This window comes from Bradyrhizobium sp. USDA 3364 (assembly GCF_054056355.1).
Genome location: NZ_JBSRYG010000002.1, coordinates 5,988,072 through 6,005,748 on the forward strand (window position 1 = coordinate 5,988,072; position 17,677 = coordinate 6,005,748).

The 17,677-nt window shown below is 61.4% G+C and carries 12 protein-coding genes and 1 pseudogene; 9 read left to right on the forward strand and 4 right to left on the reverse strand.

What is annotated here, in order from left to right; genetic code table 11:
- Positions 1-5 precede the first annotated feature (5 nt).
- The 6 genes from ACVILL_RS28070 to ACVILL_RS28095 all read left to right on the forward strand — a co-directional run bounded on the left by ACVILL_RS28070 (position 6) and on the right by ACVILL_RS28095 (position 5,694).
- Positions 6-872 (forward strand): ABC transporter permease subunit, encoded by an 867-nt coding sequence (locus tag ACVILL_RS28070; protein ID WP_456732017.1) that lies wholly within the window; start codon positions 6-8, stop codon positions 870-872.
- A gap of 13 nt (positions 873-885) precedes the next feature.
- Positions 886-1,959, forward strand: coding sequence for a branched-chain amino acid ABC transporter permease (locus tag ACVILL_RS28075; protein ID WP_456732018.1), 1,074 nt, complete (start codon positions 886-888; stop codon positions 1,957-1,959).
- Positions 1,960-1,962: 3 nt separating this feature from the next.
- Positions 1,963-2,682: an ATP-binding cassette domain-containing protein gene (locus ACVILL_RS28080; protein WP_456732019.1), complete on the forward strand. Its 720-nt coding sequence runs from the start codon at positions 1,963-1,965 to the stop codon at positions 2,680-2,682.
- Positions 2,672-3,382 (forward strand): ABC transporter ATP-binding protein, encoded by a 711-nt coding sequence (locus ACVILL_RS28085; RefSeq protein ID WP_456732020.1) that lies wholly within the window; start codon positions 2,672-2,674, stop codon positions 3,380-3,382. Before ACVILL_RS28080 ends, ACVILL_RS28085 begins: the two co-directional genes overlap by 11 nt.
- Before the next feature lie 60 nt (positions 3,383-3,442).
- Positions 3,443-4,204 (forward strand): SDR family NAD(P)-dependent oxidoreductase, encoded by a 762-nt coding sequence (locus ACVILL_RS28090; protein WP_456732021.1) that lies wholly within the window; start codon positions 3,443-3,445, stop codon positions 4,202-4,204.
- Positions 4,205-4,290: 86 nt separating this feature from the next.
- Complete coding sequence (locus tag ACVILL_RS28095; RefSeq protein ID WP_456732022.1) at positions 4,291-5,694, forward strand: amidase; 1,404 nt, start codon at positions 4,291-4,293, stop codon at positions 5,692-5,694.
- Between the two features lie 8 nt (positions 5,695-5,702).
- On the opposite strand, the gene ACVILL_RS28100 is transcribed toward ACVILL_RS28095, so the two are convergent.
- Both ACVILL_RS28100 and ACVILL_RS28105 read right to left on the reverse strand, forming a co-directional pair.
- A complete protein-coding gene (locus ACVILL_RS28100) occupies positions 5,703-7,292 on the reverse strand; it encodes an ABC transporter substrate-binding protein (protein ID WP_456732023.1) in 1,590 nt (529 codons plus the stop codon).
- Between the two features lie 22 nt (positions 7,293-7,314).
- Positions 7,315-8,517 (reverse strand): serine hydrolase domain-containing protein, encoded by a 1,203-nt coding sequence (locus ACVILL_RS28105; protein WP_456732024.1) that lies wholly within the window; start codon positions 8,515-8,517, stop codon positions 7,315-7,317.
- A 234-nt stretch (positions 8,518-8,751) separates the two neighbouring features.
- Between ACVILL_RS28105 and ACVILL_RS28110 the strand changes: the two genes are divergently transcribed.
- A complete protein-coding gene (locus ACVILL_RS28110) occupies positions 8,752-9,426 on the forward strand; it encodes a response regulator transcription factor (RefSeq protein WP_456732025.1) in 675 nt (224 codons plus the stop codon).
- A 349-nt stretch (positions 9,427-9,775) separates the two neighbouring features.
- Here ACVILL_RS28110 and ACVILL_RS28115 read toward each other — a convergent pair whose 3' ends face one another.
- Both ACVILL_RS28115 and ACVILL_RS28120 read right to left on the reverse strand, forming a co-directional pair.
- Complete coding sequence (locus ACVILL_RS28115) at positions 9,776-10,357, reverse strand: hypothetical protein (protein WP_456732026.1); 582 nt, start codon at positions 10,355-10,357, stop codon at positions 9,776-9,778.
- On the reverse strand, positions 10,354-16,068 hold the full coding sequence (locus ACVILL_RS28120; protein ID WP_456734380.1) for a glycosyltransferase: 5,715 nt from the start codon (positions 16,066-16,068) through the stop codon (positions 10,354-10,356). The genes ACVILL_RS28115 and ACVILL_RS28120 overlap by 4 nt, the downstream gene beginning before the upstream one ends.
- A gap of 491 nt (positions 16,069-16,559) precedes the next feature.
- Here ACVILL_RS28120 and ACVILL_RS28125 point away from each other — a divergent pair, with 491 nt between their 5' ends.
- Positions 16,560-16,961, forward strand: coding sequence for a hypothetical protein (locus ACVILL_RS28125; protein WP_456732027.1), 402 nt, complete (start codon positions 16,560-16,562; stop codon positions 16,959-16,961).
- 102 nt (positions 16,962-17,063) lie between these two features.
- A pseudogene (locus ACVILL_RS28130) lies at positions 17,064-17,513 on the forward strand (DUF4347 domain-containing protein); the annotation flags it as partial.
- Positions 17,514-17,677 lie beyond the last annotated feature (164 nt).

A 17,677-nucleotide genomic window follows, 5' to 3' on the forward strand; every position in this document is an offset into this window, starting at 1 on the left:
CCGGAATGTCGGCTGAACTCTTCTCGGTATTCTATCAGTTCGCCGACGTTTTCGCGTTCCTGATCCTGTCGGCTGCGGGCCTTGCCATCGTGTTCGGCATGATGGGCGTCATCAACATGGCGCATGGCGAGTTCATCATGTGCGGGGCCTATGTGACGGTCGGCCTGGTGAATCTCGGCGTGCCGCTCCCGATTGCCCAGATCCTGGCCGCGCTGACGGCGGGGGTCATCGGCATGATCGTCGAGCTGCTGATCGTGCGCCGCTTCTACAAGCGTCCGCTCGACTCGCTGCTCGCGACTTGGGGCCTCAGCCTGATCGTGACGCAGTCGATGCTGCTGATCGTCGGCTCCGCCGTGCGCGGGATCGGTACGCCGGAAGGAAGTTTTGCGATCGGTGGCTACACGTTCTCGACCTACCGGCTGGTGCTGTTCGGTTGCGCGGTGGCGGTGCTGGCGGGGCTCTATATCATCTTCATGAAGACGCGCTTTGGCGTGATCGCGCGCGCGACGATGCAGAACGCCGCGATGGCGAAGGCGCTCGGGGCGCGCACCGGGCGCATCTACTCCATCAGCTTCGGGATCGGCACGGCGCTCGCGGGGCTGTGCGGCGCGCTCTACGCGCCGACCATGACGCTGATCCCGACCATGGGAGCGACCTTCGTGGTCGAGAGCTTCGTCACGGTCGTGATCGGCGGCGCCAACGTGCTGCTCGGGACCGCGCCGGCCGCGGTGTTCCTGGCGATGATCAGGATGGCGCTCAATGCGAGCTATGGGCAGATCATCGGGCAGATCGGCATGCTGTTTGCCGTGATCCTGATCATACGTGTGCTGCCCGAAGGGCTATCCAGCGTGCTGGTGCGTCGTGGGCGCTAGACGGGAATTTCCGATGTTGAAGCTGCTCGACGGCCCGCAGACGCTCGGACGCGGCAAGATCTTCTGGTCCTGCTTCCTTGCCGTGCTGGCGGGCGCGCTGATCTATCCGCTGTTCGCCGATTCCTATGATGTCGGCAATTTCGCCTACTTCCTGATCTGGATCTTCATGGCGCTGGGGCTCTGCCTGATGTGGGGCTATGGCGGGATGCTGTCGTTCGGCCAGACCTTCTTCTTCGGTATCGCCGGTTACGGCTATGGCGTGCTTGCCATCAACATGGGCGGCGGAACGGCCACGATCGCCGCGCTCGTTCTCTCGGTCGTCATCGCGATGATCGCGGCGGGGGTCCTCGGCTACTTCATGATCTGGGGCGGCATTAGCGGGATCTTCTTCGGCATTGTGACGCTGTCGGCGACGCTGGTGCTGGCCTTCTTCCTTGGCCAGACCGCCGGACCCGAATGGCATATCGGGCCGGCCCGCCTGAACGGCTTCAACGGCATGAAGGGGATGGACCCGCTCACCGTCGGCGACTTCGATATCGAGGGATCGGCGCTCTATTACCTCATGATCGCGCTGATCGTGATCGTCTACATCGCGTTGCGCATGCTGGTGAACTCGAGCGTCGGCAACGTGATCGTGGCGACACGGGAGAATCCGCAGCGCGCCGAGATGCTCGGCTACGATGTCCGCAAGTATCAGCTTCTGACCTTTGTGATCGGGAGCGGCCTCGCGGGGCTGAGCGGCGCGCTGTACACGTCCTGGGGCCAGTTCATCACCCCGTCCAGCATCGGCCTGCCGGCGGCTGCCATGCCGATCGTGTGGGTGGCGTTCTCCGGACGCAACGATCTGACCGCGACGCTGGTCGGGTCGTTCCTGCTGCTGTTCGGCTTTCAGACCATCACGGTCTACAGCCAGCAGGCGGCGCTGGTGCTGATGGGCGTGCTGCTGCTCGCCACCGTAATGCTGGCGCCGCAGGGATTTGTGCTCGGCATCGGCAAGCTCGTTGTCGATTGGTGGAACCGGCGCCGTCGTCACGACGAGAGCCCCGCAGTGGCCGATACCGGCCGCCTGCAATCGGATGAGACCTGATCCATGGCACTGGTCGATGTGAAAGGCGTCTCCAAGCGTTTCGGCGGATTGACCGCGGTCTCCGACGTCGATCTGACGGTCAACGCCGGCGAGGTGCACTGCCTGATCGGGCCTAACGGAGCCGGGAAGAGCACGCTGTTCAAGCTGATCGTCGGCCTCTATCCGCCGACCGCGGGCAGCATTTTCTTCGATTCCATCGATATCACCGCCGAGCGTCCTTACGCGCGGGTGCAGCGCGGCATGAGCATCAAGATGCAGGCGCCGAGCGTGTTCAAGGAATTGCCGGTGCGGCAGAACATCCAGGTCGCGTTGCAGGAACGTCTTTCGGGCGCCGAACGCGTTGCCGAGGAGAAGCGGCTGCTGGCGCTGCTCAATCTGTCTGACGACAGCGGCAAGCTTGCCGGCGCGCTGTCGCACGGCCAGCAGCAATGGCTGGAGATCGGGATGGCGCTGGCGTTGCAGCCGCAACTCCTGTTGCTCGACGAGCCGACCGCCGGCATGTCGCCGGAAGAGACCTATAAGACCGGCGAGCTGATCAAGTCGTTCAACGCGGAGGGCATGACGGTGCTGGTCGTCGAGCATGATATGGCATTCGTGCGTCAGGTCGCCCAGCGCGTTACTGTTCTGCATCTTGGCAAGATCTTCGCGCGCGGCAGCCTCGAGGCCATCCTGGAAGACGAGAAGGTCGCGGAGATCTATCTGGGCAAGACTCATGCCCACTGATCGCATTCTGGACGTTTCGGGACTGTGGGCGGGCTACGGCGCGACGCCGATCCTGCAGGGCGTCAGCATGCAGGTTGCGCGCGGCGAGATCGTCGGGGTGATCGGCCGCAACGGCGTCGGCAAGTCGACCCTGATGCGGTGCCTGATCGGCCTGCTGCAGAGCTGGCGCGGCACTATCACCTTCATGGACCAGGATGTCACGCAGCTCGAGGCCGACGCGCGGGCGCGCGCCGGCTTCGGCTACATCCCGCAGGGCCGCGATGTGTTTCCGCAGATGAGCGTCGAGGAAAACCTCCAGGTCGGCGAGCTGATCGGCGGCCCCGAAGGGAAGAAGATGCCGGAGCTCGTCTACCAGTATTTTCCGCGCCTCAAGGAGCGCCGGCGGCAGATCGCGGGGACGATGTCGGGCGGCGAGCAGCAGCAACTGGCGATCGGCCGTGCGCTGATCGGCAACCCGGCCTTGATGATCCTCGACGAGCCGTCGGAGGGCATCCAACCCTCGATCGTGCAGCACATTTGCGAGGCGCTGAAATCGTTCCGCACCGAGCTTGGGACCACGATCATCTTCGTCGAGCAGAATCTCGACACCATCCTGGAGATCGCGCAGCGCTGCTACATCATGGAGAAGGGCAAGATCACGCGATCGCTGGCCGGCGAGGAGGTCAACGAAGACAATGTTCGCGCGCAGCTGCTGCTTTGACCGGCTGCGCCACGTGGTGAAGTGCAGTTTCCATAATCGATAATAACGGAGGGAATGGACATGGATCTCGGACTCAAGGGAGCAAAGGTTCTCGTCACCGGCAGCACCAAGGGCATCGGCAGGGCGATCGCGGACACATTTGCGGCCGAGGGCGCCAATGTCGGCATCTGCGCGCGCAACCATGCTGACGTCGACGGCGCAGTTACCGCAATCAAGGCCAAGGGCGTGGCGGCGTTCGGCGCTGCGGTCGACGTCTCGAACGGACCGGCGCTGAAGGCCTGGGTCGCCGACATGGCGTCGAAACTCGGCGGCATCGATGTCGTGGTCGCCAATGTCAGCGCGCTGTCGATCGGACAGGACGAGGAGAGCTGGGAGAAGGAATTCTCCACCGACATGATGGGGACGGTGCGCCTCGTCAATGCCGCGATGCCGTATCTCGAGAAGAGCAAGGCCGCCGCGATCGTCACCATCTCCAGCGTGTCCGGCCGCGAGGTCGATTTCGCCAGCGGTCCTTACGGCACGTTCAAGGCCGCGATCATCCACTACACCCAGGGCCTGGCCTACCAGCTCGCGGCCAAGGGCATCCGCGCCAATTCGGTGTCGCCGGGCAATACCTATTTCGAGGGCGGCGTCTGGAACATGATCAAGGACGGCAATCCCGAACTGTACAAGAGCGCGCTGGCGCTCAATCCGACCGGCCGCATGGGCACGCCGCAGGAGATGGCGAACGCCGCCGTGTTCCTTGCGAGCAAGGCGGCGAGCTTCATCACGGGGACCAACCTCGTTGTGGACGGTGCGTTGACGCGCCGCGTTCAGTTCTAGGCGCATCACGCCGTCAGCACAGCTGCGAGACCGCCGCTCGGAGCGGCGGTCCGCGCCGGCATTCTCAAATAACAACGGGGCGTCAGATGTCAGCGGATCCTCTGCACTACAAGCCGATTACCGAGATCTCCGGGCTCATTCGAAGCGGCGAGGCGAAGCCTTCGGAGATCACGGAGGCGATCCTGGGCCGGATCGCAAAGCTGGACGGACAGTTTCACGGCTACGCGCTCGTGCTTGCGGAGCGGGCGATGGCCCAGGCCAGGCAATACGACGCCGAGATCGCCAGGGGCATCTGGCGCGGCCCGCTGCATGGCGTTCCAATTGGGCTGAAGGACCTCTGCTATACGTCGTTCGCGCCGACCGCGGGCGGCACGACGATCCACGCCAGGTTCGTGCCGTCGTTCAATGCCACGATCGTCGACCGGCTCGAAGTTGCCGGCGCGGTGACGCTCGGCAAGCTCAAGATGACGGAGGGCGCCTACACCAGCCACCATCCGGCAATCCAGGCGCCACTCAATCCGTGGAACGTGAACTATTGGGTCGGCTCGTCGTCGACCGGGTCGGGCGTCGCGACCTCGGCCGGGCTCTGCTACGGCTCGATCGGCAGCGACACCGGCGGCTCGATCAGGTTTCCGTCGGCGACCTGCGGTCTGACCGGCATCAAGCCGACCTGGGGGCGCGTCAGCCGGCACGGCGTCTTCCCGCTGGCGGATTCGCTCGATCATGTCGGACCGATGTGCCGCAGCGCCGCCGATGCAGCTGCGGTGCTCGGCGTCATCGCGGGCGCCGACGTCAACGATCCGACCGCGTTGCGGGCGCCGGTGCCGAACTATCTGGCCGGGACAGGCGATGGCATCAGGGGCCTTCGGATCGGCGTCGATCGCAGGTACACCCAGGAGGGCATCGACCGCCAGGTTGTGACGGCCCTGCTGCAGGCCGAGCGCACGCTCGCCGCGCTCGGTGCCGACATCCGCGAGGTGCATTTCCCGCCCTATCAGAAGCTGGTCAGCCAGTGGATTGCGATGTGCTCGGTCGAGACGGCGGAGGCGCATCTCGACACCTACCCGTCGCAGAAGTCGGAATATGGACCGGACCTCGCCCAGCTGATCGAGCAGGGCAGGGCGACGAGCGGCGTCGATGTTGCCGCGATCCATCACGAGCGGCTGAAGTTCGCTGGCAGTCTGACTGCGATGTTCGAGGATATCGACCTGCTGCTGATCCCGACCATGCCGGTGCCGATCCCGACGCTGACGAAGATGAGCGAATACGGCGCCGATCCCAGCGTGCTCCTGAGCATCCTGCGCTTCACCGCGGTATTCGACTTCTCGGGCAGCCCGACCATCACGCTGCCGATGGGCATCGCGTCGGACCAGATGCCGCTTAGCATGCAACTGGTCGGCCCGCATCTTTCCGAAGACGTACTGGTCCGCGCCGGTTGCGCGTTCCAGTCGGTCACGGATTGGCATACGCGGCGGCCGCCGATCGAATAGGAGGCCCGTCAACCGGTCTTGTCGACGTTCCAGAACAGCGGCACCGGCGCGCGGACGATGTCCTTCAGCGCTTTCCGCGTCGCGGCCGGTTGATTGTACTGCCCGGTCGGCACGTGGGTGACCACCTCATAGGCGCGCGCCTGGATCTTGTCGGCCAGCGCCTTCTGATCCGGCGTCGCCGCGGCGCGGGCAAAGCTGTCGCGCAGCCGCTCGAGCTCGGCGTCCTCGACCCAGCCGAAGAAGCCCCCATTCTTGCCCTTGCCGTTGACGCAGGCATTGCCGATCGGATTGACGAGGTCGGCGCTGGCCCAGGTCGAATGATAGAGCGACCAGCCGCCCTCGGCCGGCATCGACTGCTTGGCGCGCCGCGCCACCACCGAACCCCAGTCCATCGCCAGCAAATTGACGTTCATCCCGATCGCGCGCAGCGCCTCGGCGGTGACCGTGCCGAGCGCGGTGATGATCGGGGCGTCGGTCGCGTGCAGGATCGTGATCGGCTCGCCCTTGTAGCCGCCCTGCTTGAGCAGTTCCTTGGCCTTTGCGGTGTCCGCCTTGGTCGACCAACCGACCGCGCTTTCGAACGGCGTGCCGGCGATGAAGATCGCGGGCGTGACCTTGTAGTAATCGGGGTTGCCGATCTGGGTGTCGAGCCAGTCCTTCTGGTTCACCGCGTGCAGCACCGCCTGGCGAATCTCCGGCCGGTCGAACGGCGGCACCAGCCAGTTCATCCGGCACATGCCGGAGAAGCCGAGCGTGTTGTAATCGGTCAGCTCGACATTCGCGGCGCGCGCGAGCATCGCATGATGATCGTGCGGCGGCACCTCGAAATAGTCGATCTCGTCGTTCATCAGCGCGTTGGTCGCGATCTGGAAGTCCGGCACGCTGATCCATTCGTAGCGGCCGATCTTCACCACCTTGCTGCCGCCGGTGCCGTCGGACGGTTCCTCGCGCGACACGTAGTCCGGATTTTTCTCGTACGCGGCCTTCACGCCGGGCTGGAATTCTGACGTCACGAAGCGGAATGGCCCGGAGCCGAGATGATCCGTGATGGCCCGGTCGGCGGGCGTCGCCGCGATCCGAGCGGGCACGATGAAGGGCACGTTGGCGGTCGGCTTGCCGAGTGCCGCCAGTACGAAGCCGCACGGCTCCTTCAGCACCATTCGGAAGGTGCGCTCGTCGACCGCCTTCAGCTCGGCGACGAATTCGAACAGTTTCTGGCCCATCGTGTCGCGCCTGGCCCAGCGCTGCAGCGAAGGGATTGCGTCGGCCGACGTCACCGCGCTGCCGTCATGGAATTTGAGGCCGGGCCGCAGGCGGAACGTGTAGGTCAGGCTGTCGGCGGAGACCTCCCGGGCCTCGACCATCTGCGGCTTGATCTCGAATTTTGAGTTGGTCGAGAACAGCGTGTCGTAGATCATGTAGCCGTGGTTGCGCGCCGTCCACGCCGTCGTCATGATCGGATCGGTGGCACGCAGCGGTGCGTGCATCACCGCGGTGATCGTCTTCGAACTCGCCCTTGCGATGCGCGGCATCGCGAGGCCGAGGCCTGCGCCTGCGCTGAGCTGCAGCAGACGGCGGCGGTTGATCGATGGTCCCATGATGTCCCCCTGTCGCGAGCCCTCAGGCCTTCCCGGCAAGCTTCGCCGCGATCGCGCGATAGCCGCGCATCCACATGTGATCGAGATCGAGGTCCATCGGCAGCGGCTGCGAGGAGACGCGCGCGATCACCGTCTCGCTGGCCGGATCGATGTAGATCCATTGGCCATGGATGCCGACGGCTGCAAACGGCGTTTCGCGCCGGTCGATCGTGTACCACTTGTTGCGGTAGTTGCCGTTCGGAAACACCTTGGTCAGATCACCGCGCGACCACGCCTCGGCATTGCCGTTCCGCCTGATGTCGTCGACCCACCAGCCGGGCACGACCTGGCGACCATTGCTGATGCCGTGATTGCGCATCATCTCGCCAAAGCGGGCGAGGTCGCGCACCGTCGCGCAGATGCCGCCGGCGACCCGCGCCGCGCCGTGCGAATCGACCGTGATGTAGGCGTCGTGCTCGGCGCCCATCGGCTGCCACAGATATTGCGAGAGGATTTTTGCGTAGGACATGCCGCAGGCGCGCTCATAGACCCAGCCGAGCACGTCGGTGTTGGTCGAGACGTAGTGGAAGGTCTGTCCGTGCGGCGCGCCGTTTGGCCGCAGCGTGCGCAGATAGTCGCGCAGGTTGCTCGGCGGAACGGATGGATCCGGCGGTTCCCAGCCGGTCGAGCGCCGGTAGTTCATGACGTCGCCGTCGCGCGCCATGTAATCCTCGTCGAAGCGGATGCCGACGCTCATGTCGAGCAGGTGGCGTACCGTGCAGCTGCCACCATAGGCCGATCCATCCATCTCCGGGATATAGCGCGTCACCGGCGCATCGGGATCGAGCATGCCGCGATCGGTGAGGATGCCGCCGAGCGTTCCAGCGACCGACTTGCTGACGGAGAAGATCAGATGTGGGGTATCAGGCGTCAGGCCGTGGGCATACCATTCGAACACGACCTGTCCGCGATGCGACACCACGATGCCGTCGGTGTGGCTGGCGCGCAGGGCCTCGCCGACACCCACCGTTTCGCCGCGCGGGTTGGCGAAGCTGACATCATCGAGATAGCGCGGCGCAAAGGACAGCGGCGCCGGCGTCGCGCCGCGTGCGATGTTCGCGGTGGGCAGCAGCTCGCGGACATTGCGGAATGCCCATTCACTAAACGGATGCTGACGCCAGTTGGCGAGCGTGACCTGTTCGTCGGCCGCGGGAGGGAAGGCGGCCATGATGCGACGCGAATTCATTCTTGATCCAGCAATGCCATTGGAAGACGGGCAAAAGTTCCGCATGCGCCGCGCCGCTCGCAATCAACCGGATGGTGGAGGGGGCCGCCGGGTTACTTCGGCGTAACTGTTTTCCCGGATGTGCGCTTTGTGCGCTTGGCCCGCAATTTGCTTGACTATGCCCCGCGGCTGCCCCAGCGTGACAACCATGCGACGCGCAGACGTTCGCCATCGGGAAACATCGGGAGGTAGGTCATGATCGCGCTTCTGGGCCGACCGGATCCGGCAACCACGCAAGCCATCCAGTTCGCACGGGGGATTCTCGAGGGCTCCGCGACCGCGTTCTACGAGGTCGACGGCAATTTGACGCTCAACCGCTTCGTGCTCTCCAGCAACGTCCCGCCGAGCTTTCACGACCAGTATCTCGCCGGCATGAACCGGCTCGATCCGCTGCATCCGCGTTCCGCCAGCAACCGGCCGATTGCGCGGCTCAGCGTCGCGCTCGACCAATGCGCGTCGCAGGAAGCGGCGACCTACCGTGCCTTCGCCGGCCAATGCGGCGTGGCCGACATGATCGAGTTCTTCTTCCGCCGCAACGACCGGATCGTGGCCGGAATGAGCGTGCTGTGGGCGCCGGGCTGTGCAATCCCCGACGGCAGCATGCATATTGCCGAGAAGATCCATGACTATCTCGAGTTCAACCTGACCGGCCGCCTGTCGTCGAATGCCGACGAGCCGGCGCGCTACGGTCTGACCTCGCGCGAGATGGAGGTCGTCGAACTGTTGTGCTGCGGCCGGACCAATCGCGAGATCGGCGAGTGCCTGAACATCGGGCTCGCGACGGTGAAGACGCACCTGATCCATATCTTCGAGAAACTCGGCGTCGAGACCCGCTCGGCCGTCGTGGCGCTGATGTCGCGGCCGCATTAGGTCGTGGTGCCGGGCGCGGCGTTTCGGCTGCATTCCGGCGTCGTCCCGCGAAAGCAGGGACCCGTTACCACAGGCTTGCGTAGGAGAAAGCTGCGGCCCCAGCGTCGTGCAGCAATGATCGTTGGTGGTTATGGGTCGCGTTGGGCTTGCCCGGGACTACATCGAGTATGTTGCGCCAGCGGGAGTCAAACATCCGCGTTCTCGCGACATGAATTGTCTGAGCTTTGCCCTTCGTTCCGGCATCTCTCGAAGAGGGCGCAGGGAAAGCCGGGCGCCGATCGCACCCATGGGCCCCACGCAAAGGTAGAAAGCACGGTAACCGCTTCGCAGGGTTACCGACGAGCGGAACTCAGTCCTCTATCACCAGACCTGACGGAAAGTAGGCGGGCAACGTCCCGTTGGGTGGACCGTACTTCCAGAAGCCGGCGGCGCGGTGAAAGCCATCGATCAATATTGGAAAGCTAAACGACCGACCGAACGTAATCGGATCTGCGGGAGACTCATAGTTGGTTCCCCTAGGCACTACATTTCTGGGATCGTCCGGCTTGGCGCTGGTCGTTCCCATGTATTCAGCGAACGAAACGAAACGTCCCTCGCTCTCAGGATCCCACACATTTGGCGGCACGAACATCGAGCCCAATCTGGTCCGTCCAACCTTAACAAGGTCGAACGAAGTCACTCCCGTCAGAAACGCGAGCAGGACCGGCCGAGCGCACGCCGTACCAAAAGCAAGTTCATATTGTTCGGCGTCGGAGAGCTGCTCGAACGAAGTCCCGTCCAATCGCTTCGCGACAAGATGCCCTAAATCAGAATAATGCCGGGCCGCCGGAGAACCGGTCAACTCGCTGTAGCCCCATCGTGCCTGGACCTCCAACAAGGGGACGTTTTGCAGTCTCAAGTCGTTTCCCTTCTTAAGGTCGCAATTGTTCACGGCATTTCCGCACTGGCGGCATACGCGACTATCCGCTTCTCAAGCGGTCGCTGAGACCATCGTCGCGCTGGGACGACGAGGGGAGGAATGCAAACGAAGCTACGCATTGTCTGGTACGCATTGTTCATGGCGCCGTCGATCCCCTGATCCTGATTTACGATTGGCGTTCCAGGAAACGGTACCAATTGCTTCCTGAGGGGCAGCACTGCATTCAAGAGACGGCTCGCTCCACGTGGACTGACCGAGTATGCCTGCGTGCCGAAAGCGTGTCTAAGACGATGGGGACGATAAATTGGGCGGCCGTCCGTGGTATCGCTCCAGGCAAAGGGTTCGGCTCGATCGTAAAACCGAAGCTCCGCAGCTGAGAATCCAAGATCGACCCAAAGGAAAAGCGGATCGTAAACATAGCCCCATAAGATGATATCCCAGTCGGCGGGAAGTTGTGCCAGCACGGCTGCTCGATGCTCGTCGAACGCGGGATGGCTAAGGGCGTCGTCCTCGAAAATCGTCACAGGATGTTCTTGAGACGCAGCCTTTTGCCAAAGTTGAATGTGAGAGAGCGCACAGCCCAAGGCTCCGGCGCCGTAGTCAAGTCCGGGCGCGATGAGGCCCTGCTTTTCGAGCTGGAGGCGATCTAGCTTGGTGCCCTCGATCGCTGAAATTCGTTCAAAGTTGGCCAGGTGGGCATTGCGGGCTTTGAACTTGTCCCAGCGAATGGTGCTCTGGTCCAAGTTGAGTACACAAATCTCATCCCTTGATCGCCCGTCCTTCTCCATGGGGAGGTCAGGCACCGTCGATTCCTTTGCGAGGAGGAACGAACCTAGGCCATCTGCAATGATCGAGCGAGCCACGACCTCGGCGCCGACCGAGTTTAGGTGAAAAGCATCTTGAAAAATATCGGTGCGGTGGGCGAGTTGTGCCTCTAAATCACAAAGGGCGTGCCCTCCCGCACGAGCGACAGCGCGTGTCGTCTCGTTGATGGACAAGCGACTTCGCTCCACAGCCGGATCGGCTCCTTCGCCCTGGCGATGGGGAACGGTCGCGAACCAGAGTTCGATGCCAAAGGATCGAGCGACGGACGAAAAGATATCCAGCAGTCGACGACGATCCTCAAAGGTCGGTGTAGAGAGGGTGTTGTGATCCCGCCACGAGTTGTTTGTGTTCAGGTCAATGATCGGCTCGAGCCAGCAATCACGACTCCAAAAGCTGGCCTCCAGGTTCGCCACGTCGACATCGACAATCCCCGTCATCAGGATGACGAGGTCGGGCTTGAGCGGAATGATCTTGTTGAGAAACAAATTCAGCATATGGAGCGTCGTAGCTCCGCTGTAGCCGCCGTTTCTTACGATAACATCAAGCTGCTTCTCGCTGCGAAGAATCGTCTCGAGCTTCGCGCAAAACCGGTCATCGGGATCGAGGTACATGCCCTCGACCACGCTGTCGCCTAGAACAATCACACTTTGAGCCGCTACAGCCGGAGATTTTGATCCGCGAATGAAGCCGATGGCATCAGTCTCCAGGAGATAAGGCTTGCGGACGAGGCTGTGCTTTCGACTCTCGACGTATTCATCTGAAGGTGTGTGAGACAAGGATATGTTCGCAGGATACTCCTTCAGCCGTATCGTTCGTTTCCCACTACTGAGCGGAGCGCCGTCCTCTCTTGCTGCTTTCTGCGCCGATTTTGCTGGAAGTTCTGCGGCGATCAGCGGTCGGATTGCCTCCCCATCGGACGCGAAGGTCAGCCATCCGTAGATTTCGCGAGTGTCCAATGTCTGGGACAATCCCGCGCGGCGCGCGCTGTGGGCGAATACGACATATTCATAGCGGCCCGATCCGTCATCGTAGGTCAATTGCGGTATGGCGTCTGCGCGAACCAGATATGTGCAATGTACCACCGGCACCTCGTGGAGGCCTGGCGACGACCGGCTGAGAATATTGTTGTATTCGTCGCTCGGAAGAAAATATCCGTTCGCGTCGATCTTCTGGTGATAGTTCGAGTACAGCGGCCGATCGGCGTCGACACACTTGAGCAGAGGCGCCACGATCGGAAGATTGAGCTCTACAAGGTGCCGCAGGGTGAGGGGGCGCAGGTAGTTGTCGACGTCGACCACGAAATAGTAGTCGCATCCCAGAGCCAGAGTCTGGTTCATGCTGTGTTGGCGGATTCGACCTAGCACGGAGAAGCGAGTGCCGTTCCACTCATGGTCCGCAAAGTCCTGAACGCGTTCCGATACATCACTATCGTCGAATTCTACGTGCGAATACCGCGGTCCGACACGCTGAAGCCAGTCCCGGAGAATTTCGGCGGTATCATCCCGATTGTTGTTGGTCCGGATGTAAAGCGCGATCCGCTCCGACGGATAGTCGAGCGCCTCGATGCACTCCAGAAACAACGGCAGGTGGCCAGCTTTGCTTTTGGCAAGGATTGCTATCAGTACTTTAGGAAGCGGGCGATTTTCGTCGGGTACGTCGGCTACATTCGGTGGGTCGATGCTTTCGGAGATCCGGTCCGTCGCAAAGCGCAGATTGTCTTCTACGCGGCGCCTCAGGCCTTCATCGATTGACCGGCTTTGAAGAATACGAAGGCAGGCGTCTATGCAGTCTTGATAATCGCCAGACCAATATGCGTTGACGGCGAATTCATCGAGTAGCCCGAACTCGTAGATCCATTCTTCGGCGAAGAGCGCTCCAATAGGTATCGGTAGGTCAATGCCGCGGCGGGCGAAGTCAGCTCCCTCCTTGTTGCGACCCTTTGAACGGCAGTAGCGGCTCGCACCGTGCAATGCTTCAGCTCTCGCGGGCTGAGAATCGGCGGCTCGCTGATAGGCCGCAATCACGTCGTCTTCAGAATGATCGAGCGCTTCCTTGAGTCGCGCCGCAGCATTGAGTGAAATGAAAACCTCTTCCTGCCAAAAGCCCATTTCAGCCCGGGCCAAGTAGTGCCTGAGAGCCTTCTCAGGCTCGTGGCAGTCGCGATAGCTTTGAGCAAGGTAGAACGTGTAACGGGAGCGGAGAAACGCGTCCGTCTCGTTCTGTAGGGCGCCCTCTAGCAGCGCAGCATCCTTGCGGTACTTCGTGGGGTCCTGGCTGCGCGCACCGCCGCCGCCAATCTGGATCGCAAAGCCCGAGGCGGTCTCCCGACCGTGGGCATCGGCCGGCGCTTCCACGAATTCGTGCAGGACGCCGCGAAAATGGAACTCCTTCTTGTTACTGCACAGGTGCGGTCGATAATGACGGACGCCGTTGTGGTTGATGGTGACGTCATAGAGGTCTGCGGTCATGCCAGACTTGAACGCGGCGATGTCAAATTCCGGCTCGATGGTGAGGGCGTCATCGGCGTCGATGATGAGGGCGTAATCGACGTCCGGGTTCCGACGCAGGCAAGCGAGCGCATGCGACCGGTTGTATGCGAAATCGCGCCAGGGTTCGTCGATGACTTCGCCCGCCAATCCGTTCCTGTCGAGCCACTGTCGAATGATGTCCTGCGTGCCGTCGGTCGAGCCGGTGTCTTCGATCAACACATAGTCGATCATCGGTCGGACACTGTCGAGGCAACGGACGATAACCGCCGCCTCGTTCTTGACGATCATGCACAGGCCGATCGACTTTCCACTTGGTTTCGACAACCCTGACTCCTTGACCGCGGGTTCTTTACTTCTGCGCTCGTTCTCGGACCGATGGGGAGACGGCGCAGCAGAAACCTCGGTTGGCGCCGCCGAATTACCTTCAAGTGAAGCACGCACTTCGGCTGCCTCAATCGAGGCGATCCAGGATTCGCTATCGGCGACACCGTAGGATACGAGCAAGCGACGGCCGTCCGGATGCCAGGCCAGACCGGCCGCGAACTCGACCCCTTTGTCCTTGAAATAGAACGGGCGACTAAGCCGGCTCAGATTGCTTTCGCGATCGAACCATACAAAGCGATGCTGATAGAACCTTCGATCGTTCTGCCAGTGAACTTCGTGGACGAGTGCGAGCCAGCCTTCGTCGAATTCAATGAGTTGCGTTCCGCCTCGGAACTGTTCGACCGCAAAGCCAGCAGCATTCGCTGAGACGAATTTACCCCTATCGTCTACAATCCTGGTCGGGTCGCACGAGTAGACGAAGCGCAGAGCGGCGCCGTTGGCTTGTGGCATCCAGTTCTTTTCGTGGAGGCGTGGGCCCTCAGGACGGAGCACGCGCCACTCAGCGAGCCGGGTTTCCGTATTGCTTCGCTGTTCAATCCGGGCGATCAACTGTTCGCACCAGCCCTCGGCATTCAGTTCGCGGACGCATGAAATGCCCCATAGCGAGCCATTCCAGCTGAACAGACGAATATCCTCGAGTCCTTGCACTTCCTCGAATTGGGCTGTTGGGTAGTCGGCGGGCTGCAGAAGTTCGGCCGCCGCTTGCACCCCGAGGTCCGCGTTCAGCCGTAGCAGAAAGTTGCGCGTTCGGATGGGAGCGCCGTTGTCCGTCTCGTAGGTGCCGTCTTTGAGCAGCCGAAAATTCACTGCCCGCTGCACGAGATAGAGGTCATTTCCATGACGCGAGACGGAGGGGTTGGTTGGCCGATAGCCTTGGGGGACATCGTAATCCACCGGTCGTGCAGAAAATGATCCAAAGAGCCGCTCTGCCGGCTGCAGGTAAAAGAACAGATTTGTCCGCGCAAGCTCACGTGGGGCGTCCGGAATTGCTCGGTCGAGCGCCAGATCGTTGCAGATCGAGTAGCCACGGTCCCAGCGAGCGGCATCCTGACAATAATTTGCGGCGACCGAGAACTCCTCACGCAGACCGGTCTGATAGACGTCGGTTTCGACGAAAAGGATGTCGTTTTCGGGGGCAGGTATAGAAAGTCCGAGCTCGGAAAAGTGGAGGCTCGTCTCATGCCTGCCGCGTTCTCGATAGTATCGTGCTAGATCGTAAAGGGGCTCCGCGCGTGTCGGCCTTTGCTTGAATGCTTCGAGTGCCTTGCTGACGAATCCATCCTCGTCGCCCAGATCTCGCAGGCAACGTGCGTGCTGCAGCCGCGCCATCCACGCCTCTTCGTCCCAGCCTCCCATACCCGCGCGCTTGGCAAAGGCTGCGGCGGCTTTGCCATATTGGCCGGCATCTCGGTAGGACCACGCAAGATAAAACCAGTACCGAGCGTTGTCGGGCTCAAGTTCGAGCGCCGCTTCGAGCAGTCGGATATCCCGCTCTGATTTGTCGCCACGATTGGATCCGCTGGCGTGATCGATGTACCAGGCGCCCTGCAATTCCATGACGTCTCCCGGGACGTCGATATATTCATGTGTCACGCCACAATACTTCGAACCGCTGTCACGCCGGACCAGTCGGGTGTTCCAGTAGCTCAACCCGCCCGACGCCCGTTGCAAGAGACGGTAGCCAGGACCGGTAAGGGATTTGCGAAATTCGGCGTCGTCGACAACGAGCTCCATATCGGCGTCGTTGAACAGGATATAATCGAAATCAAGCGGTGAGGCGCAGGCACGATCGAGCGCGTCGTTCCGAGCTTGCCCGAAATTGTCGAATGGAATCGTATGGAGTTCTCCCGGTAGATTGCGCCGGGCAAAGAACGTCTTGATGAAGTCCTGCGTGCCGTCAGACGAGCCGGTATCGCAGATGACCCAGCAAGCGATGTGGTCAGCGACCGCCGCCAGGCAGCGCTCGAGATTTGCCACCTCGTTCTTGACGATCATGTTGAGGCAAAGGCGCTTGTTTTCCACCACCGCCAAACTTTTTCGGTTGACGCAACCAATTATGAAAAGTTCAAACCAGCAAATATTGAAGTGCTCGACGCCCTATGTCGGTGACCCCTTGGTTCCATCGGACGTTGCGAAACAACTTAGCTGAAATTGTTCGGGCAGCAAATTCAGTGAGTTGTGCGCCCTGTAGCGTCAGCTTGAAGGTTAATGGAACCCGACAGGGAAATAATTTGACTTATCTTGATTTCGATTTTGAATTTTCTTGCGCTCGTTTTCTCGGCCCCCTATGATTAAGGGATAATTAATTTTTGCGGTCCGTCTGCGCTTCAGGCGGGAACTTTTGGAATGACGTTTCAATCTTGGAATGTGGTCGTCAGCCCGTCGCTGACGACTGAAGTGAGCATAGCGAGCACCACCCAAGGTTGAGCCGCGAAATTGTGGTCGGTTCGAGCGTCGGTCTCCGGACGAGCGTTTTCCGGGATTCGATCTCGTTGAATGCGTTGGGGTGGCGTCGCATGGTTAAGTCAGGTCCGGCCGACAAATCGGCTTCTTCCGGCAGCTCTGTTCCCGTGACACCTCCCATAACGGGCAAAGGCGTTGCCCAGTATGCGGGGCTTCTCTCCGCGGGCATCTCAAACGAGATCACAGTGACCGGATCGTTGCCGCGTGGCGCGACCACCCAGAACGTGACCTACTTCGTCGTCGATCGAGCGACCAAGACGATCGTTTCCCAAGTCATTTTGCCGGACGCGTCCGATCGCTTCAACGCGGTCGAGATGCGGATCAAGGTCGGGCGCTACGCGAGTGCTTACGACATCGGCACTTTTGATGCGAACGGAGAGTTTACGGTCTGTCCGTTTCTGTCCGTCCGAAGCTCCCTGAGTCTCTCACCACCAAACGGACCAAGCAGCGAATAGTCTGAACGCACTACAGAGCGTCTGCACATTGATTTGGGCTGAGGCGGCAACCCGCGCTCGGCCTGACGTGAATTGTTGTAAGTCAAAAACAGGACCAATTTCATGGCCCACAAATCAGAGCTTCTGTTCGTCGATCCGTTCGTTCCCGATCTGAACACGCTGCTGGAGCATCTCCGGCCCGAGGTTCGGGCTATTGTGCTAGACGGTGCAAGGCCAGCTGCAAAGCAGATGGCGGAAGCATTGAGTGGCGCTGAGCGCTGGGACGCGATCCATGTAGTCGCGCATGGCGCACCGGGCCGAGTGGTCTTCAGCTCAGGTGAATGGTCGTCGGCGACGCTGCCAGGCGATGGGAGTGAGCTCGCAACGATTGGTCGCGCGCTCAAAGAGGGCGGTGACTTGCGCCTGTGGAGCTGTCGTACCGCGCTCGCTGACGAAGGCTGCCATTTTCTGGAAGCACTCGAGGATGCGACCGGCGCTGTCGTTCATGGCGCCAGCAGCTTCATCGGTGCAGAGACGCTGGGTGGCGGTTGGACGCTCGACTCCAGCAGCAGCGATCGTCACGCGGAAGCCCCGATGACCGCGATTGGCGCGCAAAGTTATCAAGGCTTGCTCGCTGCGGTCTTGACGCTCAATGGCACGATCGGAAACTCAGGTCAGCCCCAAATCAACACATTCTACGTGGTTGACCTCAGCAACTTCACGATTGTTTCCTCATT